17 protein-coding genes, 3 rRNA genes and 1 pseudogene are annotated in these 26513 nt (G+C 70.3%); 12 read left to right on the forward strand and 9 right to left on the reverse strand.

Annotation, left to right across the window (positions count from 1 at the left end; all coding sequences use genetic code 11):
* Position 1 precedes the first annotated feature (1 nt).
* The 5 genes and pseudogenes from dut to rrf form a co-directional block, all read left to right on the forward strand.
* Positions 2–460: pseudogene (dut, locus tag FHR36_RS05150) on the forward strand (dUTP diphosphatase); the annotation flags it as partial.
* 119 nt (positions 461–579) lie between these two features.
* Entirely contained in the window at positions 580–1374 is a 795-nt protein-coding gene (locus tag FHR36_RS05155; protein ID WP_253794112.1) for a DUF3710 domain-containing protein, read from the forward strand.
* Between the two features lie 411 nt (positions 1375–1785).
* Positions 1786–3302: ribosomal RNA gene (locus FHR36_RS05160) — 16S ribosomal RNA — on the forward strand.
* 259 nt (positions 3303–3561) lie between these two features.
* Positions 3562–6669: ribosomal RNA gene (locus FHR36_RS05165) — 23S ribosomal RNA — on the forward strand.
* A gap of 71 nt (positions 6670–6740) precedes the next feature.
* Positions 6741–6857 (forward strand): 5S ribosomal RNA (gene rrf / locus FHR36_RS05170).
* Together the 16S, 23S and 5S rRNA genes form the textbook arrangement of a ribosomal RNA operon.
* Before the next feature lie 148 nt (positions 6858–7005).
* Here the strand turns inward: rrf and FHR36_RS05175 are convergent.
* On the reverse strand, positions 7006–7458 hold the full coding sequence (locus tag FHR36_RS05175) for a GNAT family N-acetyltransferase (protein ID WP_253794113.1): 453 nt from the start codon (positions 7456–7458) through the stop codon (positions 7006–7008).
* A gap of 123 nt (positions 7459–7581) precedes the next feature.
* Here FHR36_RS05175 and recD2 point away from each other — a divergent pair, with 123 nt between their 5' ends.
* From recD2 to FHR36_RS05190, 3 genes are all read left to right on the forward strand, one after another.
* Positions 7582–9810 (forward strand): SF1B family DNA helicase RecD2, encoded by a 2229-nt coding sequence (gene recD2 / locus FHR36_RS05180; RefSeq protein WP_253794114.1) that lies wholly within the window; start codon positions 7582–7584, stop codon positions 9808–9810.
* 225 nt (positions 9811–10035) lie between these two features.
* The gene (locus FHR36_RS05185; protein ID WP_253794115.1) at positions 10036–11325 is read left to right on the forward strand and encodes a citrate synthase; all 1290 of its coding nucleotides are present in this window, start codon (positions 10036–10038) and stop codon (positions 11323–11325) included.
* 481 nt (positions 11326–11806) lie between these two features.
* Entirely contained in the window at positions 11807–12526 is a 720-nt protein-coding gene (locus FHR36_RS05190) for an SDR family NAD(P)-dependent oxidoreductase (RefSeq protein WP_253794116.1), read from the forward strand.
* Positions 12527–12574: 48 nt separating this feature from the next.
* On the opposite strand, the gene FHR36_RS05195 is transcribed toward FHR36_RS05190, so the two are convergent.
* Together FHR36_RS05195 and FHR36_RS05200 are read right to left on the reverse strand one after the other, a co-directional pair.
* Complete coding sequence (locus FHR36_RS05195) at positions 12575–14845, reverse strand: heavy metal translocating P-type ATPase (protein WP_253794119.1); 2271 nt, start codon at positions 14843–14845, stop codon at positions 12575–12577.
* Between the two features lie 82 nt (positions 14846–14927).
* Positions 14928–15146 (reverse strand): heavy-metal-associated domain-containing protein, encoded by a 219-nt coding sequence (locus FHR36_RS05200; RefSeq protein ID WP_253794122.1) that lies wholly within the window; start codon positions 15144–15146, stop codon positions 14928–14930.
* A gap of 312 nt (positions 15147–15458) precedes the next feature.
* Between FHR36_RS05200 and FHR36_RS05205 the strand changes: the two genes are divergently transcribed.
* Complete coding sequence (locus FHR36_RS05205) at positions 15459–16637, forward strand: PP2C family protein-serine/threonine phosphatase (protein WP_253794124.1); 1179 nt, start codon at positions 15459–15461, stop codon at positions 16635–16637.
* Here the strand turns inward: FHR36_RS05205 and dhaL are convergent, their stop codons facing one another.
* Entirely contained in the window at positions 16638–17273 is a 636-nt protein-coding gene (gene dhaL / locus FHR36_RS05210; RefSeq protein ID WP_253794126.1) for a dihydroxyacetone kinase subunit DhaL, read from the reverse strand.
* Positions 17274–17288: 15 nt separating this feature from the next.
* Positions 17289–18284 (reverse strand): dihydroxyacetone kinase subunit DhaK, encoded by a 996-nt coding sequence (gene dhaK / locus FHR36_RS05215; protein ID WP_253794129.1) that lies wholly within the window; start codon positions 18282–18284, stop codon positions 17289–17291.
* A gap of 248 nt (positions 18285–18532) precedes the next feature.
* Between dhaK and dhaM the strand changes: the two genes are divergently transcribed.
* A complete protein-coding gene (dhaM, locus tag FHR36_RS05220; protein WP_253794131.1) occupies positions 18533–18925 on the forward strand; it encodes a dihydroxyacetone kinase phosphoryl donor subunit DhaM in 393 nt (130 codons plus the stop codon).
* 19 nt (positions 18926–18944) lie between these two features.
* Here the strand turns inward: dhaM and FHR36_RS05225 are convergent, their stop codons facing one another.
* On the reverse strand, positions 18945–20660 hold the full coding sequence (locus FHR36_RS05225) for a bifunctional 3'-5' exonuclease/DNA polymerase (protein WP_253794133.1): 1716 nt from the start codon (positions 20658–20660) through the stop codon (positions 18945–18947).
* A gap of 112 nt (positions 20661–20772) precedes the next feature.
* Positions 20773–21408, reverse strand: coding sequence for a TetR/AcrR family transcriptional regulator C-terminal domain-containing protein (locus tag FHR36_RS05230; protein ID WP_253794135.1), 636 nt, complete (start codon positions 21406–21408; stop codon positions 20773–20775).
* 82 nt (positions 21409–21490) lie between these two features.
* Between FHR36_RS05230 and FHR36_RS05235 the strand changes: the two genes are divergently transcribed.
* Together FHR36_RS05235 and FHR36_RS05240 are read left to right on the forward strand one after the other, a co-directional pair.
* Entirely contained in the window at positions 21491–21919 is a 429-nt protein-coding gene (locus tag FHR36_RS05235) for an ester cyclase (protein ID WP_253794137.1), read from the forward strand.
* 19 nt (positions 21920–21938) lie between these two features.
* Positions 21939–23963: a M3 family metallopeptidase gene (locus FHR36_RS05240; RefSeq protein ID WP_253794139.1), complete on the forward strand. Its 2025-nt coding sequence runs from the start codon at positions 21939–21941 to the stop codon at positions 23961–23963.
* A gap of 118 nt (positions 23964–24081) precedes the next feature.
* Here the strand turns inward: FHR36_RS05240 and FHR36_RS05245 are convergent, their stop codons facing one another.
* Complete coding sequence (locus FHR36_RS05245) at positions 24082–25572, reverse strand: cellulase family glycosylhydrolase (RefSeq protein WP_253794141.1); 1491 nt, start codon at positions 25570–25572, stop codon at positions 24082–24084.
* Between the two features lie 79 nt (positions 25573–25651).
* A complete protein-coding gene (locus tag FHR36_RS05250) occupies positions 25652–26401 on the reverse strand; it encodes a TetR/AcrR family transcriptional regulator (protein ID WP_253794142.1) in 750 nt (249 codons plus the stop codon).
* Positions 26402–26513: the final 112 nt, after the last annotated feature.

Below are 26513 nucleotides of genomic sequence, written 5' to 3' on the forward strand. Positions count from 1 at the left end.
CATTTCCCCCCGTCCGCCGGTGGACATCCTGATCCGACGGCTCGACCCCGAGCTGCCGCTGCCGGCGTACGAGCACCCCGGCGACGCCGGAGCCGACCTGCGGACCACCGTCGACGCCGAGCTCAAGCCCGGCGAGCGGGCGGTCCTGCCGACCGGTATCGCCATCGCGTTGCCGGACGGTTACGCGGCGTTCGTCCACCCGCGTTCCGGACTGGCAGCTCGTTGCGGAGTTGCACTGGTGAACGCCCCGGGGACGGTCGATGCCGGGTACCGTGGTGAGATCAAGGTGATCGTCGTCAACTTGGACCCGCACGAGGGCGTCAGCTTCCGCCGAGGGGACCGGATCGCCCAGCTGGTCATCCAGCAGGTCGAGAAGGCGCAGTTCCACGAGGTGGCCGAACTGCCCGGGTCGGCACGTGCCGAGGGCGGGTTCGGGTCGACCGGCGGCCACGCCGCGGTCTAGCATGCCCGCGGCCACGCAAGTAGCCGGGCAGGTACGAAAAGCACAGGCAGCACAGACGCTTTGCAGGTATTCGCTTCGGTCTTGGATTCGGTCTTGGACCGGGAAGGACAGTGACCGTGTTCCGTCGTCGCAAGAGCGAGGACGCTGTCGAGCAGCTCGCCGAGGACGCCATCAGCGCCGACGAGACGGCCGATGACGTCGAAGGTTCCGCCGAGAGCGCGAACGACACCGAGCTGGACCCGACCGAGCGGGTCGGCCTGCCGCCGGCCCCGCGCCCGGACGGGCCGTGGGACATCTCCGAGCTCGAGAAGCCCGAGGAAGGCCGAGTCGACCTGGGTGGCCTGCTGGTCCCCGGCGTCGAGGGCATGGAGCTCCGCGTGGAGGTGGCCGGCGACGCGATCGTCGCCGCCACCCTGGTGCTCGGCAACAGCGCGATCCAGCTCCAGGCGTTCGCTGCCCCCAAGTCCGAGGGCATCTGGGGCGAGGTCCGGGAGGAGATCGCCGGCGGCATCACCTCCCAGGGCGGCATCATCGAGGAGGAGGAGGGCGAGCTCGGCTGGCACCTCCGCGCCCAGGTCCCGGTCCAGCTGCCGGACGGCACCCAGGGCTTCCAGCTGGTGCGGTTCGTCGGCTGCGACGGCCCGCGCTGGTTCCTCCGCGGAGTGATCTCCGGCCAGGCCGCCGTCCAGCCCGAGATGGCCGGCATCCTGGAGCAGGTCTTCCGCCAGACCGTCGTGGTCCGTGGCGAGTCCCCGATGGCTCCCCGCGACCCGATCGTGCTCAAGCTCCCCGAGGACGCCCAGATGGTCGCCGACGGAGCCCCGCCGGCCGCCGGCGGGAGCGAGAACCCGTACTCCGGGGAAGCGCTCGACCCGTTCCAGCGCGGTCCGGAGATCACCGAGGTTCGCTGATCCCAGGCCCTTCCGCCTCCGTCCGCCCGAGCGGACGGAGGCGGATTTGCTTGTGGGCCGCCCGGCCCCGTACAGTTCCGGAGTCGCACCGCGAGGGGCGAACGAAAGCGAAGCAGAAGGAATCGCCCCGGTGAAACGGAGCGGAAATCCTCTGATAAGCTGGAAACACGAAAGAACGAAGCGCCCGGAGGGCCCGCTGGAAGGCGGTCCGAAGGAAGTGTCCGTTCCTTGAGAACTCAACAGCGTGCCAAAAGTCAACGCCAGATATGTTGACATCCCCGGCCCCGGATTTTCTGGGGTTGGAGATTCCTTTTGAAATAACACTAGCGAGGACGCAGTGCGCGGGGCCGCCCTATTCCGGTGGTTGCCGTGCCGCTCTTTCGCGGGTGTGGACCCGATTACGGGTTGACATTCACGGAGAGTTTGATCCTGGCTCAGGACGAACGCTGGCGGCGTGCTTAACACATGCAAGTCGAACGGTGAAGCCCTTCGGGGTGGATCAGTGGCGAACGGGTGAGTAACACGTGGGAAATCTGCCCTGCACTCTGGGACAAGCCTTGGAAACGAGGTCTAATACCGGATATGACCTTCCTCTGCATGGGGGTTGGTGGAAAGCTCCGGCGGTGCAGGATGATCCCGCGGCCTATCAGCTTGTTGGTGGGGTAATGGCCTACCAAGGCGACGACGGGTAGCCGGCCTGAGAGGGCGACCGGCCACACTGGGACTGAGACACGGCCCAGACTCCTACGGGAGGCAGCAGTGGGGAATATTGCACAATGGGCGAAAGCCTGATGCAGCGACGCCGCGTGAGGGATGACGGCCTTCGGGTTGTAAACCTCTTTCAGCAGGGAAGAAGCGCAAGTGACGGTACCTGCAGAAGAAGCACCGGCTAACTACGTGCCAGCAGCCGCGGTAATACGTAGGGTGCGAGCGTTGTCCGGAATTATTGGGCGTAAAGAGCTCGTAGGCGGCCTGTCGCGTCGGATGTGAAAGCCCGGGGCTTAACCCCGGGTCTGCATTCGATACGGGCAGGCTAGAGTGTGGTAGGGGAGATCGGAATTCCTGGTGTAGCGGTGAAATGCGCAGATATCAGGAGGAACACCGGTGGCGAAGGCGGATCTCTGGGCCATTACTGACGCTGAGGAGCGAAAGCGTGGGGAGCGAACAGGATTAGATACCCTGGTAGTCCACGCCGTAAACGTTGGGAACTAGGTGTTGGCGACATTCCACGTCGTCGGTGCCGCAGCTAACGCATTAAGTTCCCCGCCTGGGGAGTACGGCCGCAAGGCTAAAACTCAAAGGAATTGACGGGGGCCCGCACAAGCAGCGGAGCATGTGGCTTAATTCGACGCAACGCGAAGAACCTTACCAAGGCTTGACATACACCGGAAACTGGTAGAGATATCAGCCCCCTTGTGGTCGGTGTACAGGTGGTGCATGGTTGTCGTCAGCTCGTGTCGTGAGATGTTGGGTTAAGTCCCGCAACGAGCGCAACCCTTGTTCTGTGTTGCCAGCGAGTAATGTCGGGGACTCACAGGAGACTGCCGGGGTCAACTCGGAGGAAGGTGGGGACGACGTCAAATCATCATGCCCCTTATGTCTTGGGCTGCACACGTGCTACAATGGTCGGTACAAAGGGCTGCGATGCCGCGAGGCGGAGCGAATCCCAAAAAGCCGGCCTCAGTTCGGATTGGGGTCTGCAACTCGACCCCATGAAGTTGGAGTTGCTAGTAATCGCAGATCAGCATGCTGCGGTGAATACGTTCCCGGGCCTTGTACACACCGCCCGTCACGTCACGAAAGTCGGTAACACCCGAAGCCGGTGGCCTAACCCGTAAGGGGAGGAGCCGTCGAAGGTGGGACCAGCGATTGGGACGAAGTCGTAACAAGGTAGCCGTACCGGAAGGTGCGGCTGGATCACCTCCTTTCTAAGGAGCACATGGCAGCTTCGGGCGAATGTCCCGGAGTGCTTGCTCATGGGTGGAACGTTGACTATTCGGCACAGGAAGTGAACAGAGAGCGCTAGTACTGCTTCGGCGTGGAACGCGGATTCTGGGATCGACTGTGTCGGGCACGTTGTTGGGTCCTGAGGGAACGGAAGTTGCCTCATGGAGTGCCGGTCCCATGCCTGTTCGGGTGGGTGTCTGGTCGTTGTTTGAGAACTGCACAGTGGACGCGAGCATCTGTGGCCAAGTTTTTAAGGGCGCACGGTGGATGCCTTGGCACCAGGAACCGATGAAGGACGTGGGAGGCCGCGATAGGCCCCGGGGAGCTGTCAACCGAGCTTTGATCCGGGGGTGTCCGAATGGGGAAACCCGGCAGTCGTCATGGGCTGTCACCCATACCTGAACACATAGGGTATGTGGAGGGAACGCGGGGAAGTGAAACATCTCAGTACCCGCAGGAAGAGAAAACAACCGTGATTCCGGGAGTAGTGGCGAGCGAAACCGGATGAGGCTAAACCCGAGTGGTGTGAGACCCGGCAGGGGTTGCCACTTGGGGGTCGTGGGAGTGAGCTTGATCGGTCTGCCGGCCGGTCGGCGAGTCAGAAACCGTATGGATAGTCGAAGGACATGCGAAAGGTCCGGCGTAGAGGGTAAGACCCCCGTAGACGAAATCTGTACGGCTTGCTTGCTCATTTCCCAAGTAGCACGGGGCCCGAGAAATCCCGTGTGAATCTGGCGGGACCACCCGCTAAGCCTAAATATTCCCTGGTGACCGATAGCGGATAGTACCGTGAGGGAATGGTGAAAAGTACCGCGGGAGCGGAGTGAAATAGTACCTGAAACCGTGTGCCTACAAGCCGTGGGGGCAGTCCTTCGGGGCTGTGACTGCGTGCCTTTTGAAGAATGAGCCTGCGAGTTTGCGGTGTGTAGCGAGGTTAACCCGTGTGGGGTAGCCGTAGCGAAAGCGAGTCCGAATAGGGCGTTTGAGTTGCATGCCCAAGACCCGAAGCGGAGTGATCTAGCCATGGGCAGGTTGAAGCGCGGGTAAGACCGCGTGGAGGACCGAACCCACCAGGGTTGAAAACCTGGGGGATGACCTGTGGTTAGGGGTGAAAGGCCAATCAAACTCCGTGATAGCTGGTTCTCCCCGAAATGCATTTAGGTGCAGCGTCGCGTGTTTCTTGCCGGAGGTAGAGCACTGGATAGGCGATGGGCCTCACCGGGTTACTGACCTTAGCCAAACTCCGAATGCCGGTAAGTGAGAGCGCGGCAGTGAGACTGTGGGGGATAAGCTCCATGGTCGAGAGGGAAACAGCCCAGAACACCGACTAAGGTCCCCAAGCGTGTGCTAAGTGGGAAAGGATGTGGAGTCGCAGAGACAACCAGGAGGTTGGCTTAGAAGCAGCCACCCTTGAAAGAGTGCGTAATAGCTCACTGGTCAAGTGATTCCGCGCCGACAATGTAGCGGGGCTCAAGCACATCACCGAAGTCGTGTCATTGCAGCAATAGGGCCAACGCCCGCTGTGATGGGTAGGGGAGCGTCGTGTGCCGGGTGAAGCAGCCGAGGAATCGAGTTGTGGACGGTTCACGAGTGAGAATGCAGGCATGAGTAGCGATACAAGAGTGGGAAACTCTTGCGCCGATTGACCAAGGGTTCCTGGGTCAAGCTGATCTGCCCAGGGTAAGTCGGGACCTAAGGCGAGGCCGACAGGCGTAGTCGATGGACAACGGGTTGATATTCCCGTACCCGCTTTGAAGCGCCAACGCTGAACCCTCTGATGCTAAGCCCGTGAAGCCGGCCCGGAGTCTTCGGACAAAGGGACGTGGTGGAGCCGGTGACCCAACGGGGTATTAGGTGAGCGATGGGGTGACGCAGGAAGGTAGTCCAGCCCGGGCGGTGGTAGTCCCGGGGTAAGGGTGTAGGACGAACGGTAGGCAAATCCGCCGTTCACATAGTCTGAGACCTGATGCCGAGCCGATTGTGGTGAAGTGGATGATCCTATGCTGTCGAGAAAAGCCTCTAGCGAGTTTCATGGCGGCCCGTACCCTAAACCGACTCAGGTGGTCAGGTAGAGAATACCGAGGCGTTCGGGTGAACTGTGGTTAAGGAACTCGGCAAAATGCCCCCGTAACTTCGGGAGAAGGGGGGCCATTGCTGGTGACGGGACTTGCTCCCCGAGCTGGTGGTGGCCGCAGAGACCAGCGAGAAGCGACTGTTTACTAAAAACACAGGTCCGTGCGAAGCCGTAAGGCGATGTATACGGACTGACGCCTGCCCGGTGCTGGAACGTTAAGGGGACCGGTTAGTCTAGTTTCGACTAGGCGAAGCTGAGAACTTAAGCGCCAGTAAACGGCGGTGGTAACTATAACCATCCTAAGGTAGCGAAATTCCTTGTCGGGTAAGTTCCGACCTGCACGAATGGCGTAACGACTTCTCGACTGTCTCAACCACAGGCCCGGTGAAATTGCATTACGAGTAAAGATGCTCGTTTCGCGCAGCAGGACGGAAAGACCCCGGGACCTTTACTATAGCTTGATATTGGTGTTCGGTTCGGCTTGTGTAGGATAGGTGGGAGACTGTGAAGCGGCAACGCCAGTTGTCGTGGAGTCGACGTTGAAATACCACTCTGGTCGTGCTGGATGTCTAACCTGGGTCCGTGATCCGGATCAGGGACAGTGTCTGGTGGGTAGTTTAACTGGGGCGGTTGCCTCCTAAAGAGTAACGGAGGCGCCCAAAGGTTCCCTCAGCCTGGTTGGCAATCAGGTGTTGAGTGTAAGTGCACAAGGGAGCTTGACTGTGAGACTGACGGGTCGAGCAGGTACGAAAGTAGGGACTAGTGATCCGGCGGTGGCTTGTGGAAGCGCCGTCGCTCAACGGATAAAAGGTACCCCGGGGATAACAGGCTGATCTTCCCCAAGAGTCCATATCGACGGGATGGTTTGGCACCTCGATGTCGGCTCGTCGCATCCTGGGGCTGGAGTAGGTCCCAAGGGTTGGGCTGTTCGCCCATTAAAGCGGTACGCGAGCTGGGTTTAGAACGTCGTGAGACAGTTCGGTCCCTATCCGCTGTGCGCGTAGGAGTGTTGAGAAGGGCTGTCCCTAGTACGAGAGGACCGGGACGGACGAACCTCTGGTGTGCCAGTTGTTCTGCCAAGGGCATGGCTGGTTGGCTACGTTCGGGAGGGATAACCGCTGAAAGCATCTAAGCGGGAAGCCTGCTTCGAGATGAGCACTCCCACCTCCTTGAGAGGGTAAGGCTCCCAGTAGACGACTGGGTTGATAGGCCGGATATGGAAGCCTCGTGAGGGGTGGAGTTGACCGGTACTAATAGGCCGAGGGCTTGTCCTCAGTTGCTCGCGTCCACTGTGTTGTTCTGAAACAACGACCGCCCTGCCGGCGGGTCGACAGTTTCATAGTGTTTCGGTGGTCATAGCGTGAGGGAAACGCCCGGTTACATTCCGAACCCGGAAGCTAAGCCTCACAGCGCCGATGGTACTGCAGGGGGGACCCTGTGGGAGAGTAGGACGCCGCCGAACAATTCTTCAGAAATAGCCCCTCCCGGGGAGACCCGGGAGGGGCTTTTCGCATTTCCGGGCCCCGCCACACCCGGAGGCCGAAGAGGCCGTTCTGCGGGCCGTCCAGGGGGCGCGACGCCCTGTGGGGCGCCTGAGGTGCTGTCAGGCGCTACAGGGCGAGCTTGAAGCCCAGGTGGGACGCGGTGAAGCCGAGGCGCTCGTAGAAGCGGTGGGCGTCGGTGCGGGTGGCGTCGGAGGTGAGCTGGACGAGGTCGGCGCCGAGCCGGCGGGAGGTGGCGACGGCCCACTCGATCAGGTCGGTGCCCAGGCCGGCGCCTCGCTCGTCCGCGTGAATCCGGACGGCCTCGATGACGGCGCGGGTGGCGCCGCGGCGGGAGAGGCCGGGGACGAGGGTGAGTTGGAGGGTGCCGACGACGCGGCCGGAGCGTTCGGCGACGACCAGGTGCTGGTGCGGGTCGGCGGCGATCCGCTCGTAGGCGGCCCGGTACGGGGCCGGGTCGTCGGGGGATTCCCGGGTGGCTCCGAGGGGGTCGTCGGCGAGCATGGCGACGATGGCGGGGAGGTCGTCCGCGGTGGCGCGACGGATCGTCAGGTCGGTCATGATCCTCGACCCTACTCGTCCGTGCCGTGCCGAATCCGTCCGTACCCGGTCTTCCTTCCCGTGCTGTCGGTGCGGGGAGGTACGGTGCGTGGCGGACGGTCACCGGCGCAGAGAGGGGGCCCCGTGCAGGCGAAGCAGCAGCCGGCGGCGCCGCGCCAGCTTGCCCAGGTGGAGGGCGTGCTGGAACGGATCACGTACGCCAATGAGGAGACGGGGTACACGGTCGCCCGGGTCGACACCGGTCGGGGTGCGAACGACCTGCTGACGGTGGTCGGGGCGCTGCTGGGGGCGCAGCCGGGGGAGTCGCTGCGGCTGTTCGGCCGGTGGGGCTCGCATCCGCAGTACGGGCGCCAGTTCACGGTGGAGAACTACACGACGGTGCTGCCGGCCACGGTGCAGGGCATTCAGCGCTATCTGGGTTCAGGTCTGATCAAGGGCATCGGTCCGCGGTTCGCGGAGCGGATCGTGGAGCGTTTCGGGGTCGAGACGCTCGAGGTGATCGAGAACGAGCCGGGTCGGCTGATCGAGGTGCCGGGGCTGGGGCCGAAGCGGACCAAGAAGATCGCGGCGGCGTGGGAGGAGCAGAAGTCCATCAAGGAGGTGATGGTCTTCCTGCAGACCGTCGGTGTTTCGACCTCCCTGGCGGTGCGGATCTTCAAGCAGTACGGCGACGGTTCGATCGGGGTGGTGAAGGAGCGGCCGTACCAGCTGGCGTCGGACGTGTGGGGCATCGGCTTCCTGACGGCGGACCGGATCGCGCAGGCGGTGGGGATCCCGCACGACAGTCCGGAGCGGGTGAAGGCGGGGCTGCAGTACGCGCTGTCGCAGAGCAGCGACCAGGGGCACTGCTTCCTGCCGGAGGAGCGGCTGATCGCGGACGGGGTGAAGCTGCTGCAGGTGGACGTCGGTCTGGTGATCGACTGTCTGGCGGAGCTGGTGGCCACCGAGGGGGTGGTGCGCGAGCGGGTGCCGGGGGAGGGCGGGGAGCCGGTCACGGCGGTGTACCTGGTGCCGTTCCACCGGGCGGAGGTGTCGTTGGCCAATCAGCTGTTGCGGTTGCTGCGGGCGGACACCGACCGGATGCCGGGGTTCGCGGAGGTGGACTGGGAGGCGGCGCTGGGTTGGTTGGCGGGGCGGACGGGGGCCGACCTGGCGCCGGAGCAGCGGGAGTCGGTGAAGCTGGCGCTGACCCGGCGGGTGGCGGTGCTGACCGGTGGTCCGGGTTGTGGCAAGTCGTTCACGGTGAAGTCGATCGTGACGCTGGCGCTGGCGAAGCGGGCCAAGGTGGTGCTGGCGGCGCCGACCGGGCGGGCGGCGAAGCGGCTGGCGGAGCTGACCGGGGTCGAGGCATCGACGGTGCACCGGCTGCTGGAGTTGAAGCCGGGCGGTGACGCCGCCTTTGACCGGGACCGGCCGCTGGATGCGGATCTGGTGGTGGTGGACGAGGCGTCGATGCTGGATCTGATCCTGGCGAACAAGCTGGTCAAGGCGGTGGCGCCGGGTGCGCACCTGCTGTTGGTGGGGGATGTGGACCAGTTGCCGTCGGTGGGGGCCGGCGAGGTGCTGCGGGACATGCTGGCGCCGGGTGGTCCGGTCCCGTCGGTCCGGCTGACCCGGATCTTCCGGCAGGCGCAGCAGTCGGGGGTGGTGACCAACGCGCACCGGATCAACGAGGGGCTGCTGCCGATCACGGACGGGCTGCCGGACTTCTTCCTGTTCGCGGAGGACGACGCGGAGCGGGCGGCGGGTCTGACGGTGGACGTGGTGGCCCGTCGGATCCCGCAGCGGTTCGGGTTGGATCCGCGGCGGGACGTGCAGGTGCTGGCGCCGATGCACCGGGGTCCGGCGGGTGCGGGGGCGTTGAACACGTTGCTCCAGGCGGCGGTCACGCCGGCGCGGGAGGGTCTGGCCGAGCGCCGTTTCGGCGGCCGCACCTTCCGGGTCGGGGACAAGGTGACCCAGGTCCGGAACAACTACGAAAAGGGGCGCAACGGGGTCTTCAACGGCACAGTGGGTGTCGTGACGTCACTGAGCGTGGACGACCAGCGGCTGACGGTGCTCACGGACGAGGACGAGGAGGTCCCGTACGACTTCGACGAGCTGGACGAGCTGGCGCACGCGTACGCGGTGACCATTCACCGGTCGCAGGGGAGCGAGTACCCGGCGGTGGTGATTCCGGTCACTACGTCGGCGTGGACGATGCTCCAGCGCAACCTGTTGTACACGGCCGTGACCAGGGCGCGGAAACTGGTCGTGCTGGTGGGGTCGCGCAGAGCGATCGGACAGGCCGTGCGGGCCGTCAGTGCAGGTCGCAGGCACTCCGCGCTGGACCACCGGCTGGCAAGTGGATGAACGTCCAGGGGTGGTGTACGTTCAGAGGTTGTCTTGACGTGAAGAGATTTAGGGCGTTACCTGGTCTGGTGCCGATCTTGTCCGGTTCGTACCGGCGACGGCGGCAGGCTTTGTAGGCAAGGGCCCTTTCCGGCCCGCCCCGGGTGCGCGGGCGTCCCTCGGATGGGGGATCGTAGAGACAGTCAGGGCACTCGGATGAGGATTCATTTCGTCGGTGAGGAAGACGTGAGCGACAAATCGGTAGTACTGCGGTACCAGGACGGCGAGTACGAGTACCCCGTCGTCGAGAGCACTGCGGGCAACGCCGGCTTCGACATCTCGAAGCTGCTTCCGCAGACCGGTCTGGTCACCCTGGACAACGGCTTCGGCAACACCGCCGCCTACAAGTCCGCGATCACCTTCGTGGACGGTGACAACGGCATCCTGCGCTACCGCGGCTACCCGATCGAGCAGCTGGCCGCCAAGGGCGACTTCATCGAGACGGCGTACCTGCTGATCAACGGTGAGCTCCCGACCGGCGACCAGCTCGCCGCCTTCAACGCCGAGATCACCAACCACACCCTGCTGCACGAGGACGTCAAGCGCTTCTACCAGGGCTTCCCCCGGGACGCGCACCCGATGGCGATGCTCTCCTCGGTGGTCGGCGGTCTGGCGACGTTCTACCCGGAGAGCCACAACCCGTTCGACGCGGCCCAGCGCCACCTGTCGACCGTGCGCCTGCTGGCGAAGCTCCCGACCATCGCCGCGTACGCGTACAAGAAGGCGATGGGCCAGCCCTTCGTCTACCCGCGCAACGACCTGAGCTACGTCGAGAACTTCCTCCGGATGACCTTCGCCGTCCCGGCCGAGGACTTCGAGATCAACCCGGTCGTCGTGAACGCGCTGGACAAGCTGCTGATCCTGCACGCGGACCACGAGCAGAACTGCTCGACCTCGACCGTGCGCCTGGTCGGCTCCAGCCACGCCAACCTGTTCGCCTCGATCTCGGCTGGCATCTCGGCGCTGTGGGGCCCGCTGCACGGCGGCGCCAACCAGGCCGTGCTGGAGATGCTGGAGCAGATCCAGAAGGACGGCGGCGACGTCGACGCCTTCATTCGCAAGGTGAAGAACCGCGAGGACGGCGTCAAGCTGATGGGCTTCGGCCACCGCGTGTACAAGGCGTTCGACCCGCGCGCCGCGCAGGTCAAGCTCCTCGCCCACGAGGTGCTCGGCCAGCTGGGCAAGTCCGACGAGCTGCTCGACATCGCGCTGAAGCTCGAGGAGCACGCGCTGCAGGACGACTTCTTCGTCTCGCGCAAGCTGTACCCGAACGTGGACTTCTACACCGGCCTGATCTACCGCGCCATGGGCTTCCCGACCAGCATGTTCACCGTGCTGTTCGCCCTCGGCCGGCTGCCGGGCTGGATCGCCCACTGGCACGAGATGATCAACGACCCGACCAGCCGGATCGGCCGTCCGCGCCAGATCTACACCGGCACCGCGATCCGCGACTACGTCGAGCTCGACGCTCGCTGACGCGCCCCCCGGTACGGCCGAAGGGCCCGGTCGCTCCCAGCGGAGCGGCCGGGCCCTTCGGCCGTGCCGTGCAGAGTGCGGCGCACGACGCCCGGGGCGCTTCCGAGGCAGAAACGGCCGCTCAAAGCGTTCCTGATCCGGTCGCGACCCCGGCGCCGTGCGCGATGGCGGCCGGATGACCGGCTGCCGTCCGGGGCCCGCCGGAGCCCCGCTCTACAAAAGGTAAGACGTAACCGGGGGCGCAAAGTTACGGCCGGGGGGTGTGAGTTGGGTCTCTCCACGCTCCGTGTGCGCCCGGGCACCCGCCGATCCGCCCCCGGCCGGCCACTTGTTCGCCGTCCATACCACACCGCACGGCGGGCGCGCTGCGTCACCCTCCCCACAGTCATCGCAACCCAGCGTGATAGGAATCCTCTCATTCCGGTACGGACCGCCCTGCCTTGTCGCGGAGCGGTGAACGGGTCAGGGAGGGAGTGCGCAGATGGCCAGGAACGTCGTCGTCACCGGTGGTGGCACGGGCATCGGGCTGGAGGTGGCCCGCCGGTTCGTTCAGGCCGGCGACAAGGTCGTGATCGTCGGCCGGCGCCGGGCGGTGCTGGAGCACGCCGCCGCCGAACTCGGCCCGAACGCCACTCCGCTGGTGTGCGACCTCGCCGATCCGGACGCGGTGGAGGTGGCCCTCGGCGACCTGCCGGAGCGGATCGACGTCCTGGTCAACAACGCCGGCAGCCGGGAGACCGTGATCGGGGCCGGCCCGCACGCGGTGCTGGCGCGCTGGCGCGGGGACTTCGAGCGCAACGTGCTCACCGCGGTGCTGCTCACCGAGTCGATCCGCGACCGCCTCACCCCGGGCTCCGGCCGGGTGGTCACCGTCTCCTCGATCGCGGCCCTGCGCGGAGCCGGCTCGTACGGCGCCGCCAAGGCCTCGCTGCACGCCTGGAACCACTTCCTCGCCGCCCAGCTCGGCCCGTCCGGCATCACCGCCAACATCGTGGCCCCGGGCACCGTCTCGGGCACCGAGTTCTTCGGCCCGCGGCTGGACGAGGCCGAGGTGTCCCGCCGGGCGGCGCGCACCCTGCTGGGGCGGATCGGGGAGTCCGGCGAGGTGGCCGCGGCGGTCTGCTTCCTGGCCTCGCCGGAGGCCGGGTTCATCACCGGCGAGATCCTGCACTGCAACGGCGGCGAACTCCTCGGGCGGTGACCCGCCGCGAGGAGCCCGGCCGGCTCGCGTTCCGGTCGGGGTCCCGGTTCAGGACGCGGCGAACCGCCGCAGTCGCAGGCTGTTGGTGACCACGAACACCGAGGAGAACGCCATGGTGGCGCCGGCCACCACGGGGTTGAGCAGCCCGGCCGCGGCCAGCGGGATCGCCGCCACGTTGTAGGCGAAGGCCCAGAACAGGTTGCCCTTGATGGTGGCCAGGGTCCGGCGGGAGAGCCGGATGGCGTCGCCGGCGGCGCGCAGGTCGCCGCGGACCAGGGTCAGATCGCCGGCCTCGATCGCGGCGTCCGTGCCGGTGCCCATGGCGAGCCCGAGGTCGGCCTGGGCGAGGGCGGCGGCGTCGTTGACTCCGTCGCCGACCATCGCCACCGAGCGGCCCTCGGCCTGCAGCCGGCGGACGGTGGCCACCTTGTCCTCGGGCAGCACCTCGGCGATCACGTCCTCGGCGGGGATGCCGACCTCGGCCGCCACCGCCCGGGCCACCAGCTCGTTGTCGCCGGTGAGCAGCACCGGGCGCAGGCCCAGGGCGCGCAGGTCGGCGATGGCCTCGGCGCTGGTCGGCCTGACCGCGTCGGCGACCTCCAGCACGGCCCGGGCGGCGCCGTCCCAGCCGACCGCGACGGCGGTGCGGCCGGCCCGTTCGGCGGCGGCCTTGGCCTCGGCGAGCGCGGGCGGCAGCGGCTGCCGCTGCTCGTCCAGCAGGGCCTGGCGGCCGGCCGTCACGGTGTGCCCGTCGACGGTGCCGCGCACGCCGAGTCCGGGGACGTTGGCGAAGCCGGCCACGGCGGGCAGCTCGCCGACCCGGTCGGTCGCGGCGGCGGCGACGGCGCGGGCGATCGGGTGCTCGGAGGCGTGCTCGAGCGCGCCGGCGAGCCGCAGCGTCTGCTCCTCGGTGACGCCGTCGGCGGTGTGCACGGCGACCAGGGCCATCCGTCCGGTGGTGACGGTGCCGGTCTTGTCGAGGACGACGGTGTCCACCGCGCGGGTGGTCTCCAGCACCTCGGGGCCCTTGATCAGGATGCCCAGCTGGGCGCCGCGGCCGGTGCCGACCATGAGCGCGGTCGGGGTGGCCAGGCCCAGGGCGCAGGGGCAGGCGATGATCAGGACCGCGACGGCGGCGGTGAACGCCGAGGTCGGGCTGTCGGTGGCGAGCAGCCAGCCGACCAGGGTGGCGAGGGCGATCAGGATGACGATCGGGACGAAGACGGCGGAGATCCGGTCGGCCAGCCGCTGGGCGGCGGCCTTGCCGTTCTGGGCGTCCTCGACCAGCTTGGCCATCCGGGCGAGCCGGGTGTCGGCGCCGACCCGGGTGGCCTCGACCACCAGCCGCCCGCCGGCGTTCACGGTGGCACCGGTGACGGCGTCGCCGGCGCCGACCTCGACGGGGACCGACTCGCCGGTGAGCATCGAGGCGTCCACGGCGGAGGAGCCCTCGACCACCACGCCGTCGGTGGCGATCTTCTCGCCGGGGCGGACCACGAAGCGGGTGCCGACGGTCAGCCGGGAGACCGGCAGCCGGACCTCCCGGCCGTCCTGGAGCACCGCGACGTCCTTGGCACCGAGGTCGAGCAGGGCGTGCAGGGCGGCGCCGGCCCGCCGCTTGGAGCGGGCCTCCAGCCAGCGGCCGAGCAGGATCAGGGTGGTGACCGCGGCGGCCGTCTCCAGGTACAGCGTGGAGGAGGCGTCGCCGCCGGACACGGCGAGCGAGAAGGTGTGGCGCATCCCGGGCATCCCGGCGTCGCCCCAGAACAGCGCCCACACCGACCAGCCGAAGGCGGCCAGGGTGCCGAGCGAGACCAGGGTGTCCATGGTGGCGGCGCCGTGCCGGAGGTTGGTCCAGGCGGCCTGGTGGAACGGTTTGCCGCCGTACGCCACGACCGGGCCGGTCAGGGCGAAGGCGAGCCACTGCCAGTTGTCGAACTGCAGCGCCGGGACCATGGAGAGCAGGACCACCGGCACGGTGAGCACGGCGGAGAGCAGCAGCCGGTCGCGCAGGGGGTCCGGCGCGGCGGGGGCGTCCTCGGCGGGCCGGTCGGCCTCGGGTGCGGCGGGTGGCGGCGGAAGCTCGGCGGTGTAGCCGGTGCGCTCGACGGTGGCGATCAGGTCGGCGACGCTCACCGGGGAGTCGAAGGAGACCTTGGCCTTCTCGGTGGCGAAGTTGACGGTCGCCTCGACGCCGTCCAGCCGGTTGAGCTTCTTCTCGATCCGCGCGGCGCAGGAGGCGCAGGTCATCCCGCCGATCGAGAGTTCGACGCTCTCCCGGGCCGGGGATGCGGCTATGCCCGGGGTGGTGGTGCTCATGCTGGTGCTCCTCACTGGTGGGCCGTGCCGGGGCGGTGGGCCTCGCCGGGGGCGGGCGGCCCGCCCGCCCCCGTGCGGGGGATCAGGCCGAGCGGCCGACCAGCTCGTAGCCGGCCTCGTCGATGGCAGCCCGCACCTGGTCGTCCGCGAGCGGGCCGTCGGAGGAGACGGTCACCGTGCCGGCCTTGGCGTCGGCGGCCACCGAGGTCACACCGGGCAGCACCGCGACCTCCTCGCTGACCGACTTCTCGCAGTGGCCGCAGCTCATCCCGCTGACGGTGTAGGTGACGGTGCTGGACATGAGGACCTCCGTGGGATGGCTGTGCGCGGGGCTCGCCCCGCGGCTCTGTCTGCACTCAACACCATACCCCCCTGGGGTATTCCGGCGAGGGGTGGTGGGGGTGCTCCGGGTCGCAGTTTCACCGTCGACCGTGTGCCGACAGTAGCCGCACCGCACCGCTTCGCCGGACTTGGTCCTCCGTAGGGGTGTGTCCGTCCGATCAGGCGGCGCGGGCGCGGGAGCGAGTGCATTGGCCAGTGAGGTGGCAGGGGTCCGCGGCGGGGCGGTCCGCCGCGCGGCGCGGGGGTGCGCGGCGCGGGTTATGTTCGGAGGGTGTCCCTGAAACGCCGTGACCGGACGACGGCCATCGGAGTGGGCGCCCTGCCGTCCGCCCGGCGCAGGAGCGCACTGCTCGCGACCGACCTGCAGGACCTGTCCTTCCTGCGCCGTGCCGCACCCGCGCTGATCGCCATGGGGATCGTCTCCCTCGCGGACTTCCTCTCCGGCCAGGACCGCTACCTCGCGCCGCTGATGGTGGTCGTCCCCTCGGTCGCCTCGCTCACCCTCAAGCCGGTCGAGCTGCTCTGGGTCTGCCTGCTCGGCTTCTTCGCCCTGCTCGGGCTCAGCAACTACGACCAGGTCGTCGACCTCAACGACGGGCGCTTCCTGTACGGCGCGATGGTCAGCTACGTGGCCCTCACCGTTCTCGGCGCGGGCGTCGCCGAGCTGCGGATGCGACGAGCCGCAGCCTTCGCGGCCGTCGCCTCGGTCGCGGAGGCCGCCCAGCGCGCCCTGCTGCGCCAGCCCCCGCCGACCGTCGGTCCGCTGCGCCTCGCGGTCCGGTACGTCTCGGCGGCGGACGCGGGCCGGATCGGCGGCGACCTCTACTCGGTGCTCGACACCCCGTACGGGGTCCGGGTACTGGTGGGCGACGTCCGGGGCAAGGGCCTGGGCGCGGTGCAGACCGCTGCGGTGGTGCTCGGCGCGTTCCGCGAGGCCGCCTACGACGAGGACAAGCTTCCGAACGTGGCCGGCCGGATCGAGGCCAGCGTCCAGCGGCACGTACCCGACGGCGAGTTCACCACGGCGCTGTTCGCCGGCTTCGACCGGCCGGGCCAGGTGGAGCTGATGCACCTCGGCCACGTGCCACCGATCAAGGTCGGACGGGACGGCACGGTGGAGGTGCTGGAGTCTCCCGAGCCGTGGGTGCCGCTCGGTCTCGGGAAGCTGGCGGCCGGCGAACCCGGCGTCATGCGGGTGCCGTTCGGCGTGGACGACGTGCTGGTGCTGTGCACCGACGGGGTGATCGAGGCGCGGCACCACCGGACCGGCGAGTTCTACCCGCTGGCCGAGCGGGTCGGCCCGCTGGTGCGCGACGCCTCCCGTTCGCTCGCCGAACTGGAGAGTGCGGTCGGCCGGATCTACGCCGACCTGCTGCTGCACACCGGCGGCGAGCTGGGCGACGATGCCCTGTTGCTGCTGCTCAGCCGCACCGACCCGGACCGGGACTGATCAGCCCCCGGCTGAGTGGGTGGCGTCGGCGAGGGCGCGGAAGATCAGGGCGGTCGAGGCGGCGCCCGGGTCCCGGTGGCCGATGCTGCGGGGGCCGAGGTAGGAGGCGCGGCCCTTGCGGGCCTGCAGCGGGACGGTGTCCTCGGCGCCCCGCTCGGCCGCGTCGGCGGCGGCCGCAGCGGCCGCCGCGAGACCGGCGGGGGCGGCTGCGCGGAACGCGGCGACGGCCGGGGTCCAGGCGTCCACGACGGTCTTGTCGCCCGGTACGGCCCCGCCCAGATCCCGCAGGGCGGCGAGGCCGGCCGCCAGCGCGTCGGCCAGCTCGGCGGGTGTGGCGGTGGGGCCGTCGAGAGGGGCGCCCATCGCCCGGAAGGCACTGCCGTACAGCGGCCCGGAGGCCCCGCCGACCTTGGAGAGCAGGATGGTGCCGGTCCGGGTCAGCACCGCGCCCACGGTGGCGGGCTCCGGGGCGTCCGGGGCGTCCAGCGCGGCGGTGACCGCGGTGAAGCCGCGGCTCAGGTTGGCGCCGTGGTCCCCGTCCCCGATCGCGGTGTCGAGCGCGGTCAGCTCGTCCCGGTGCCGCTCGACGGCGGCGGCGAGGGCGCGGATCCAGGCCAGGGCGAGGGCGATGTCCATGCGGGGCTCCGGCCGTCAGGACCAGCGGAGGGCGGGGGTGGCGACCGGGGCGTCCCAGAGTTCCAGCACCTGCGGATCGGCCCTGGTCAGGGTGAGCGAGAACCCGGCCATGTCCAGGCTGGTGACGTAGTTGCCGACCAGGTTGCGGGCGATCCGGATGCCGCGCTCGGCCAGCCGGGCGTGCACCTCGCCGAAGACCACGTACAGCTCCAGCAGCGGCGTCGCACCCATCCCGTTGACCAGCGCGATCACCTCGTCACCGGCCGCCAGGTGGTGGTCGGCGAGGATCGTGTCCACCACCTCCGCGACCAGCAGGTGCGCCGGGCGCAGCGGTTCGCGCCGGCGGCCGGGCTCGCCGTGGATGCCGACACCGACCTCGATCTCGTCGTCCGGCAGCTCGAAACCCGGCTTGCCCGCGGCCGGAGTGGTGGCGGGGCCGAGCGCGACCGCGAACGAGCGGGAGGCCGCGTTGACCCGCGCTCCGAGGGCGGCCACCTCGGCCAGCGGAGCGCCGCGCTCGGCCAGCGCACCGGCCAGCTTCTCCACCGCGACGGTCGCGCCGGTGCCGCGGCGGCCGGCCGTCCAGGTGGAGTCCTCGACCGCCACGTCGTCGTCGACCAGGACGGTGGCCACCTCGATCCCCTCCTCGGCGGCCAGTTCGGCGGCGAGCCGGAAGTTCATCACGTCCCCGGTGTAGTTCTTCACCACGAACAGCACGCCGGCGCCGCTGTGCACGGCCTGCGCGGCGGCCAGCACCTGGTCCGGGACGGGTGAGGTGAAGACCTCGCCGGGACAGGCGGCGTCGAGCATCCCGGGGCCGACGAACCCGGCGTGCAGCGGCTCGTGGCCGGAGCCGCCCCCGGAGACCAGGGCCACCTTGGGGACGGCCGGGCGGGCGGAGCGGCTGATCACCCGGGCGTCGAGGTCGACGGTCAGCTCCGGGTGCGCGGCGGCGAAGCCGGCCAGCGCGTCCGGCAGGACGGACTCCGGGGTGTTGATCAGCTTCTTCACGGCGGCTCCCCTCGGCAGGTCGTGGCTTCGACGTTACGCCGACGGGCCGCCCGGCCCGGGCAGCCGCGACGGGCGGGCGTGGTGGTCCACCGCGGTCGAGCCGACGGCCCGTAGGCCCTCTCGTGCGGATCACGCCGGACGCCCACCGCCGGAGCACGCTCCCTCCTCGTCCGCCGATGGGCAGGAGGGGCGATCAACGACGCGCGCTGGTCCGACGTGATCCGAAGGAGAAGGCCTAGGGTCGGGCCATGGCAACGTCGGTGGGTGTAGTGCTGGTGTCGCACAGTGCGGCGATGGCGGCCGGACTGCGCGAACTGCTGGGGGAGCTCGGCGCCGGGGCGGTGGCGGTGGCGGTCGCCGGCGGGACCGGGAACGGCGGGCTCGGCACCAGCTACGACCTGGTGCTGCGGGCGGTCGCGGAGGCGGACCGCGGCGCCGGGGCGGTGGTCCTCCCGGACCTGGGCAGCTCGGTGCTGACCGCCCGCGCGGCACTGGCCGACCACCCCAGGCCGGGCGTGGTGCTGGTGGACGCGCCGTTCGTGGAGGGCGCGGTGGCGGCCGTGGTCGCGGCCTCCGCCGGGGCGGACCTGGACGCGGTGGTCGCGGCCGCCGAGGAGGCCCGCGGCTTCCGCAAGTTCTGACCCCGGCGCCGATGCGTCGCTACTTGGCGTCCCCGTAGCACTCCACGACGGCGGTGCTGAGCGGGAAGCGGACCGGGGTGTCGCCGAAGACCAGGCGGCTGGCCTCCTCGCCGGACTCGGTCACCGCCGCCGCCACCCGGTCGGCCAGGTCGGCGGGCGTGTGCACCATGACCTCGTCGTGCTGGAAGAACACCAGGTGCGGCCGGTCCGCCCCGGACTCCATCCCGGCCAGCCGGCGGCGCAGCGCGGCCAGCAGGGCGAGCGCCCAGTCCGCCCCGCTGGCCTGGATGACGAAGTTGCGGGTGAACCGGCCGCGGGCCCGCGCGGAGCGGCCGCCGGCCTCGCCCGCATCGGCGGCCTCGGTCAGGTCGAGCCAGTCGGCGGACGGCGGCGGGCAGGCGCGGCCCAGCCGGGAGTGCACCACCCCGCCGTCCTCACCGGTGCGGGCCGCCGCCTCGACGTACCCCATCGCCGCCGGGTAGCGGCGGCGCAGCGTGGCCAGCAGTGGACCGATGTCGCCACTGGTCTGGCCGTACATCGCGCCGAGCAGGCCGAGCTTGGCCTTGTCCCGGTCGCCGTGGAAGGCGGTGGCGGCCAGGGCCGAGTACAGGTCGCCCTCGGCGGCCGTCCGGGCCAGGCCGGCGTCCTGGGAGAGGGCGGCCAGCACCCGCGGCTCCAGCTGCGCGGCGTCGGCGACCACCAGCAGCCAGCCCGGATCGGCCACCACGGCGCGGCGCAGGATCCGCGGGATCTGCAGGGCGCCGCCGCCCCGGCTGGCCCAGCGGCCGGAGACCACCCCGCCGACCACGTACTCCGGGCGGAACCGTCCGCCGCGGGCCCACGCCCCCTGCCACGCCCAGCCGTGCGCGGCGTGCAGCCGGGACAGCTCCTTGTAGCGGATCATCAGGGCGGCCGCCGGGTGGTCGACCGCGCGCAGCTCCCAGCTGCGGGTGGATGCGAGCTGGACGCCCTGGTCGGCGAAGGCCTTGAGCACCTGGCTGTGCGAGTCGGGGTTGAACGGGCGGCCGCCGAGCGCCTGTTGCAGCTCGGCCGAGAGTTCGACGAGGCGTCGCGGCTGGGCACCGGGGAGGGTCGGGCGCGGGCCGAGCAGCTCGGTCAGCAGCGCGTCGTGGACGTCCGACCGCCAGGGCAGGCCGTCGTACGCCATCTCGGCGGCGAGCAGGGCACCGGCCGATTCGGCGGCCACCAGCAGCCGGAACCGGCCGCGGGCCGCCTCGTCCGCGATCGCGGCGACGCGGCGCTGCTGCTCGGCGTGGACCGCGACCACCGCATCGAGCGGATCGGTGCCTGGTGCCAGCTGGAGCCGGTCCGGTGCGAACAGGCCGGCCTGTTCGTCGGTCGGGCCGCTCTCCGGCAGGTCGGCCGGTACCGGCAGGCCACGCAGCCGGGCCCAGGCGGCGCCGAGCGAGCGGGGCGCGCCCCAGTGGCCCTCGTGGCCCAGCAGCAGGGCCTCGGTCAGCCGCAGGTCGTGGCAGCGGGCGAGCCGGAGCGGCAGCAGCGGGGCGTACGCGCTGTCGGCGGCGGCCCACACCCAGCGCGGGTGCTCGGCCGCCTCGACGGCGGCGACGGAGTCGGCGAGGCGGTCCGCGCGGACGGGCGGGCCGGCCGGCGTGCCGTCCTCGGCGAGCGGTTGCAGGCGGCCGCCCGGACCGTGCGGGTCAGGCACCAGGGCGTAGCGCGGCGGCACGGCGGCGGACTCCTCTCCGTCGGGCACGGCAGTTCGGACGACTCCGACGGTAGCGGTACGTACTGACAGCCGGGGGAAGGGTGGGGCGAGGGCGGGGCGGGAGGCGCGGCACGGTGCGGTCGCGGGCCGGTGGTGCGGCTCAGGGCCGGGTGGTGGCGAGGCCGGTGAGGAGGGCGTCGAGGGCGAGGGTGAAGCGGGCGTCGTGGTCGGCGGGGGTGCCCAGGCCGGCGGCGGTGGCCGCGGCGAGGGCGGGGAAGTCGGCGAGGTCGAGGGCGGCGGCGGGCGGTTCGGGGTGGCCGGGGGTGGTGGCGGCCTCGGCCAGGCAGTGGCCGATGACCAGGGTGGCGACCGCGTTGACGATGCGCAGGGCGACCACCGGGGTGAAGCCGGCCGCGACGAGGGCGGCGCCGGTGGCCTCGACCGCCCGCAGGGCCGCGGCGGTTCCGACCGGTCGGGTGGCGACCAGGGGGATCACCCCGGGGTGGCGGAGCAGTTCGGTGCGGAGGGAATCGGCGAGGTCGCGCAGCCGTCCCGTCCAGTCCGCACGGGCGGCGTCCTCGCCGGTCCGCACGGCGGAGACCACCAGCTCGACCAGGCCGTCCAGCAGGGCGGACTTGTTCGGCACGTAGTGGTACAGCGTCATCGCCTCGACCCCCAGCTCGGTGCCGAGGCGTCGCATCGAGAGCTTCTCGATGCCGTCCCGGTCGGTGAGGGCGAGGGCGGCGCGCAGCACCTTCTCGCGGGTGAGTCCGGCCCGCTTGGCGGTGGGTTCCATGGCTGCCCCTTGACATTCTTACGGCGTAAGAGACAGAGTAGCGCCCAGCGAAAGCCTTACACCGTAAGAGAGGGAATGAGAGATGCGCACCGAGCAGAACAAGGCCCTGGTCACCGGCTTCTTCGCCGCCGTCAACGACCGCCGGCTCGCCGAACTCACCGACTACCTGGCCGCCGACGTGGTCGACCACAACAAGATCATTCACGGCGAGCCGGACGAGCCGGGCGCCGCGTTCGCCGCGATCGAGCAACAGTTGGCCGCGCTGCGGCCGTACCACGCCACGGTGGAGGAGCTGATCGCCGCCGACGACAAGGTGGTCGCCCGGATCGTCCAGCGCGGCGTGCACGCCGGCAGCCACCCGCGGATGCCGGAGCCGACCGGCCGCTCCTTCGAGACCGAGGCCATTTTCGTCTTCACCGTGGCGGCCGGTCGGATCAGCGAGATCCGCGTGGTGGCCGACCGGTTGGGCTTCTTCCTCCAGGTCGGATGGGACTGGCCCACCGCCGAGTGACACCGCGTAGGGTCGGAGGATGACCGACAACCCCTTCTTCGTACCCAGCACCCTGGTGTACGAACTCCCCCCGTTCGCCGACATCCGGGAGGAGCACTACCGTCCGGCCTTCGAGCGGGGCATGGCCGAGCAGCTCGCCGAGATCGCGGCCATCACCGCCGATCCCGAGCCGCCGACCTTCGAGAACACCGTGGTGGCGCTGGAGCGTTCGGGCGCGCTGCTGCGCCGGGTGCGCGCGGTCTTCGACAACCAGGACAGCGCCGACACCACCCCCGGGGTGCAGGAACTCGACGCCGAACTCAGCCCCCTGCTGGCCGCCCACGAGGACAGCGTCCACCTGGACGCCGCGCTGTTCGCCCGGCTCGACGCCCTGTACGCGGTGCGCGACGAACTCGGCCTCGACCCCGAGTCGCAGCGCCTGCTGGAGCGCCACCACACCGAGTTCCTCCGGGCCGGCGCCCGGCTCTCGGCGGCCGAGCAGGACCGGCTGCGGGCCATCAACGCGCAGCTCGCCGCCGACGCCGCCGCGTTCCGCCGCAACGTGCACACCGACACCCTGGCCCGCGCCCTGGTGCTGGACAGCGCCGAGCAGCTCGACGGCCTGTCCGCCGACGCGGTGGCGGCCGCCGCCGAGAACGGCCGCGCGCTCGGCCAGGACGGCCGCTACGTGCTCAGCCTGAAGAACTTCTCCAACCAGAGCGAACTCGCCCAGCTCACCGACCGATCGGTGCGCGAGAGGCTGCTCGCCGCGTCGCTCGGCCGGGCCGTGGACACCAACGGCCCGCTGGCGGTGCGGATGGCGGCCCTGCGCGCCGAACGGGCCGCCCTGCTCGGCCACGACTCGCACGCCGCCTACGTGGTGGCCGACGAGACCGCCGGCACCGTGGCCGCCGTCTCCACCATGCTGGCCCGACTGGTGCCGCCGGCCGTCGCCAACGCCGAACGCGAGGCCGCCGAACTGGCCGAGCTGGCCGCCGCCGACGGCATCACCGAACTGGCCGCCCACGACTGGGCGTTCTACGCGGAGAAGGTTCGGGCCGAGAAGTACGAGCTGGACGCGGCCGCGCTGCGCCCGTACTTCGAGCTGGAGCGGGTGCTGCACGACGGGGTGTTCCACGCCGCCCACCTCGCCTACGGGCTGTCCTTCACCGAGCGCCCCGACCTCGTCGCCTACCACCCGGACGCCCGGGTCTTCGAGGTCTTCGACGCCGACGGAACCGCGCTCGGCCTGTTCCTGGCCGACTTCCACGCCCGGGAGTCCAAGCGCGGCGGCGCCTGGATGAACGAACTGGTCTCGCAGTCCCGGCTGCTCGGCCGGCGGCCGGTGGTGGTCAACAACCTCAACATCGCCAAGCCCGCGCCCGGCGAGCCCGCGCTGCTCACCTGGGACGAGGTGCGCACCATGTTCCACGAGTTCGGGCACGCACTGCACGGGCTGTTCTCGGACGTCACCTACCCGCTCTTCGCGGGCACCGAAGTGCCGCGCGACTTCGTGGAGTTCCCGTCCCAGGTCAACGAGATGTGGATGGTCCGCCCCGAGGTGCTGGCCAACTACGCCCGGCACCACGTGACCGGCGAGCCGCTGCCCGCCGAGACGGTGGAGCGGATGGCCGCCGCGGCCGGCTACGGGGAGGGCTTCCGCACGGTGGAGTACCTGGCGGCGGCGCTGCTCGACTGGGCGTGGCACACCCTCCCGGCCGGTCACGAGGTCGCCGATGCCGAGGAGTTCGAGGCGGCGGCACTGGCCGGGGCCGGGCTCGCGGTGGCCGCGATCCCGCCGCGGTACCGGACCACCTACTTCAACCACGTCTTCTCGGGCGGCTACAGCGCGGGCTACTACGCCTACATCTGGTCCGAGGTGCTGGACGCGGACACCGTGGAGTGGTTCGACACCAACGGCCGGGGCGTCCGGGAGAGCGGCGAGGTCTTCCGTGCCGAGCTGCTGTCGCGCGGTGCGAGCCGGGACGCGATGGAGTGCGTGCGCGCCGTGCTCGGCCGGGACCCGGAGATCGGGCCGCTGCTGGCCCGGCGCGGCCTGGCGTAGGGCGCACCGTCCGACCGACCGACCGAGAGACTGACCGTCCGACCGTCCGGGCCGGACGCCGCCGCGGGGCGGCGTCCGGCCCGGGTCGGGCCCCGTTCCCGCGTGATCGGTGCGGGGATCAGGCCGCGACGGTGATGGTGACCGTCGTGCCCGGTCGGGTGGCGGGCAGCAGCACGCTCGCCCCGCCGGGACGGCGGACGATCACCGTGCCCCGGGCGCCGGTCACCGTGACGGCGGCGCCGTCCGGCAGCACCAGATCGGTCCGGCAGGCGCGGGCCGAGGTGGTGAAGACCAGGGTGTAGACGCCGTCCCGGTACGACTCCCGGACGGGCGTGCCCGCCAACGCGGTGGCGTACGGGCCGAAGGCGGGCCCGTCGCCGGGGGCCGGGCGGCCGTCGGAGCCGAGCGCGCAGTAGCCGCCGTCGCCCTGGCACCAGTACCACATCGTCCAGCCGGCGGCGAAGCCCGCCATCGCGGCCACCTGTCGCCGGACCAGCGCGGCGTTGCCCGGGGTCCGGGAGTTCGGCGGGCCCCACTCGCCGACCAGCACCGGCAGGTGCGCCGCCTTCGGGTAGGCGGTGATCGCCGCGGTGTAGTTCTCGATGAAGCCGCCGGTGGGGTCCCAGTCGCGGCCGGCCTCCACGGCGGTGTCGTAGAAGTGGGGAGCGTAGCCGAGTCGGGCGGCGCCCCGCCGCGGGTCGCCGAAGGCGGGCAGGCTGGTCGGCACCCCCTGGCCGACCAGCACGGTCGGTTCGACGAACAGCCAGGAGCGGTCGTCCACCCGGCGGACCGCGGCGATCAGGCGGCGGTACATGTCGGCCAGCCGGCCCTGCTCCAGCTCCGCGGAGGCGGCGGCGAGCACCGCGGGGTCGCTGGGGTCGCCGTCGATCGGGCCGAACGGCTCGTTGAACAGGTCGTAGCCCAACAGCGCCCGGTGGCCGCGCAGTTCGCGGGCCACGGTGGTGTAGAAGTCGTCCTGCCAGCGGCGCAGGTCGGCGTCGTCGTACAGGTGGCGGAAGGCGGCCTGCACGGCGGGCTGGAAGTAGCCGGCGAACCAGTCGTCCGGGTCCGGGGTGAACGGCAGCCCGTCGTCCCGGGTGGCCCAGACCGGGATGCCGCGGTCGCCGCCGCCGAACTTCGGCCCGTAGACGTCCTGGTGGAAGTCGACCACGGCGAGCAGCCCGTACCGCTCGGCCCAGTCCAGTACCCGGTGCAGCTTGGCGAACTCGGCCTCGTCGTACCGGTCGCGAGCGGGCTCCAGGCGGGTCCAGGAGACGGCGACGCGTAGCAGGGTGAAGCCGTGGGCGGCGATCGAGCGGATGTCGGCCTCGGTGGTCTCGCCGTACTTGTCGACGTTGAAGCCGCGCAGCTGGAGCACCCGCCCGTCGGCGGCCGTGAACAGCGACCGGCCGTCCGCCGCGGTGGTCGTGCCGGTCGGGAACTCCGCCTGTCCGTAGGGGAATCGGCCGTATCCGTCGGTGGCGGAGGCGGGCCGCCCGTCGGCGGCGGAGGCCGGCCCGTCGGCGGCCCGGGCCGGCCCGGTGGCGATGGTGCCCAGCAGGGCTGCGGCGGTCAGGGCAAGGGCTGCGGCGGTACGGCGAACGCGCACGGGGCACCTCGGCAGGGTGGGTGGTGGGATGCGCCGATAGTGCCTCAGCCGCCTGCACCGCACAAGAGGTGAGGAGTACTCATGTTTTGTCGGCCCCGGGCTCGCGACCCTGCGACAGGGGCTCGACCGCGGGCGGCGTCGGGGGTGTCGTCGCAGGCGCCATGGCGGGCGGCAGGGTGGCGGCCGCCGCCAGCCGGCCCCAGAGCAGATCGGCCAGGCCCTGCACCATCCGGGCGCGCGGACAGGGGTGCTGCTCCAGCCACCAGTCGCCGGCGGCCAGCACCATTCCGGTGATCGAGCGCCCCCATGTCTCGGAGAGCAGCGCGCTCTCCGCGCCGAGGTCCACCTCGAGCTGGATCGCCCGGGTGATCTCCTCGGCGATCTGCTTCAGCGCGGGAGCCAGCGCGTTCCCGGCGCCGGTCGGATCGCCGGGTTCCGGATGGGTCAGCAGCCGGTAGACCTGCGGGCGGGACTCGATCGCCGCGAGGTAGGTGTCCAGCACGTGCTCGACCCGGTCGCGCCGCTCAAGCGGCTCGCTCAGCGCGGCCCGCACGGCGGCCAGCAGGCCGGTGGTGTGGCGCTCGGTCAGGGCGCGGATCAGTCCGTTCCGGTCGCCGAAGTGCCGGTAGAGGATCGGCTTGGTGATGCCGGCCTCGGCGGCGATCGCGTTCATGCTGGCGCCCGGGCCCTCGCGCTGGATGACCCGGTCGGCCGCGTTCAGCAGTTGCTCGCGCCTGGACGGCTCGGCGGACTGGGCTGCCGTGGACGGGGCGGCGGCCGGGGTGGGGGGCTGCCCGGTGGGCTGGGTGGGGGGCTCCTCCGGGGGCATGCGCCGCTCCTCGCTGTGGGCGTTGACATCGGTTACCACTGGGTAGCAGACTCCGTCCATGTTACCCGAGGTAACACCGTAGTGGCGTGGGCATCCGTGGCGAGCCCGCACC

Source organism: Kitasatospora cinereorecta (assembly GCF_024172095.1).
Lineage (GTDB): Bacteria > Actinomycetota > Actinomycetes > Streptomycetales > Streptomycetaceae > Kitasatospora > Kitasatospora cinereorecta.

What these genes read in the sequence shown, in the direction of transcription:
- FHR36_RS05175 (WP_253794113.1), bottom strand. Translation starts at nt 7,458, where the DNA reads ATGACCGACCTGACGATCCGTCGCGCCACCGCGGACGACCTCCCCGCC.
- FHR36_RS05190 (WP_253794116.1), top strand. Translation starts at nt 11,807, where the DNA reads ATGGCCAGGAACGTCGTCGTCACCGGTGGTGGCACGGGCATCGGGCTG.
- FHR36_RS05195 (WP_253794119.1), bottom strand. Translation starts at nt 14,845, where the DNA reads ATGAGCACCACCACCCCGGGCATAGCCGCATCCCCGGCCCGGGAGAGC.
- FHR36_RS05200 (WP_253794122.1), bottom strand. Translation starts at nt 15,146, where the DNA reads ATGTCCAGCACCGTCACCTACACCGTCAGCGGGATGAGCTGCGGCCAC.
- dhaL (WP_253794126.1), bottom strand. Translation starts at nt 17,273, where the DNA reads ATGGACATCGCCCTCGCCCTGGCCTGGATCCGCGCCCTCGCCGCCGCC.
- dhaM (WP_253794131.1), top strand. Translation starts at nt 18,533, where the DNA reads ATGGCAACGTCGGTGGGTGTAGTGCTGGTGTCGCACAGTGCGGCGATG.
- FHR36_RS05230 (WP_253794135.1), bottom strand. Translation starts at nt 21,408, where the DNA reads ATGGAACCCACCGCCAAGCGGGCCGGACTCACCCGCGAGAAGGTGCTG.
- FHR36_RS05235 (WP_253794137.1), top strand. Translation starts at nt 21,491, where the DNA reads ATGCGCACCGAGCAGAACAAGGCCCTGGTCACCGGCTTCTTCGCCGCC.
- FHR36_RS05240 (WP_253794139.1), top strand. Translation starts at nt 21,939, where the DNA reads ATGACCGACAACCCCTTCTTCGTACCCAGCACCCTGGTGTACGAACTC.
- FHR36_RS05250 (WP_253794142.1), bottom strand. Translation starts at nt 26,401, where the DNA reads ATGCCCCCGGAGGAGCCCCCCACCCAGCCCACCGGGCAGCCCCCCACC.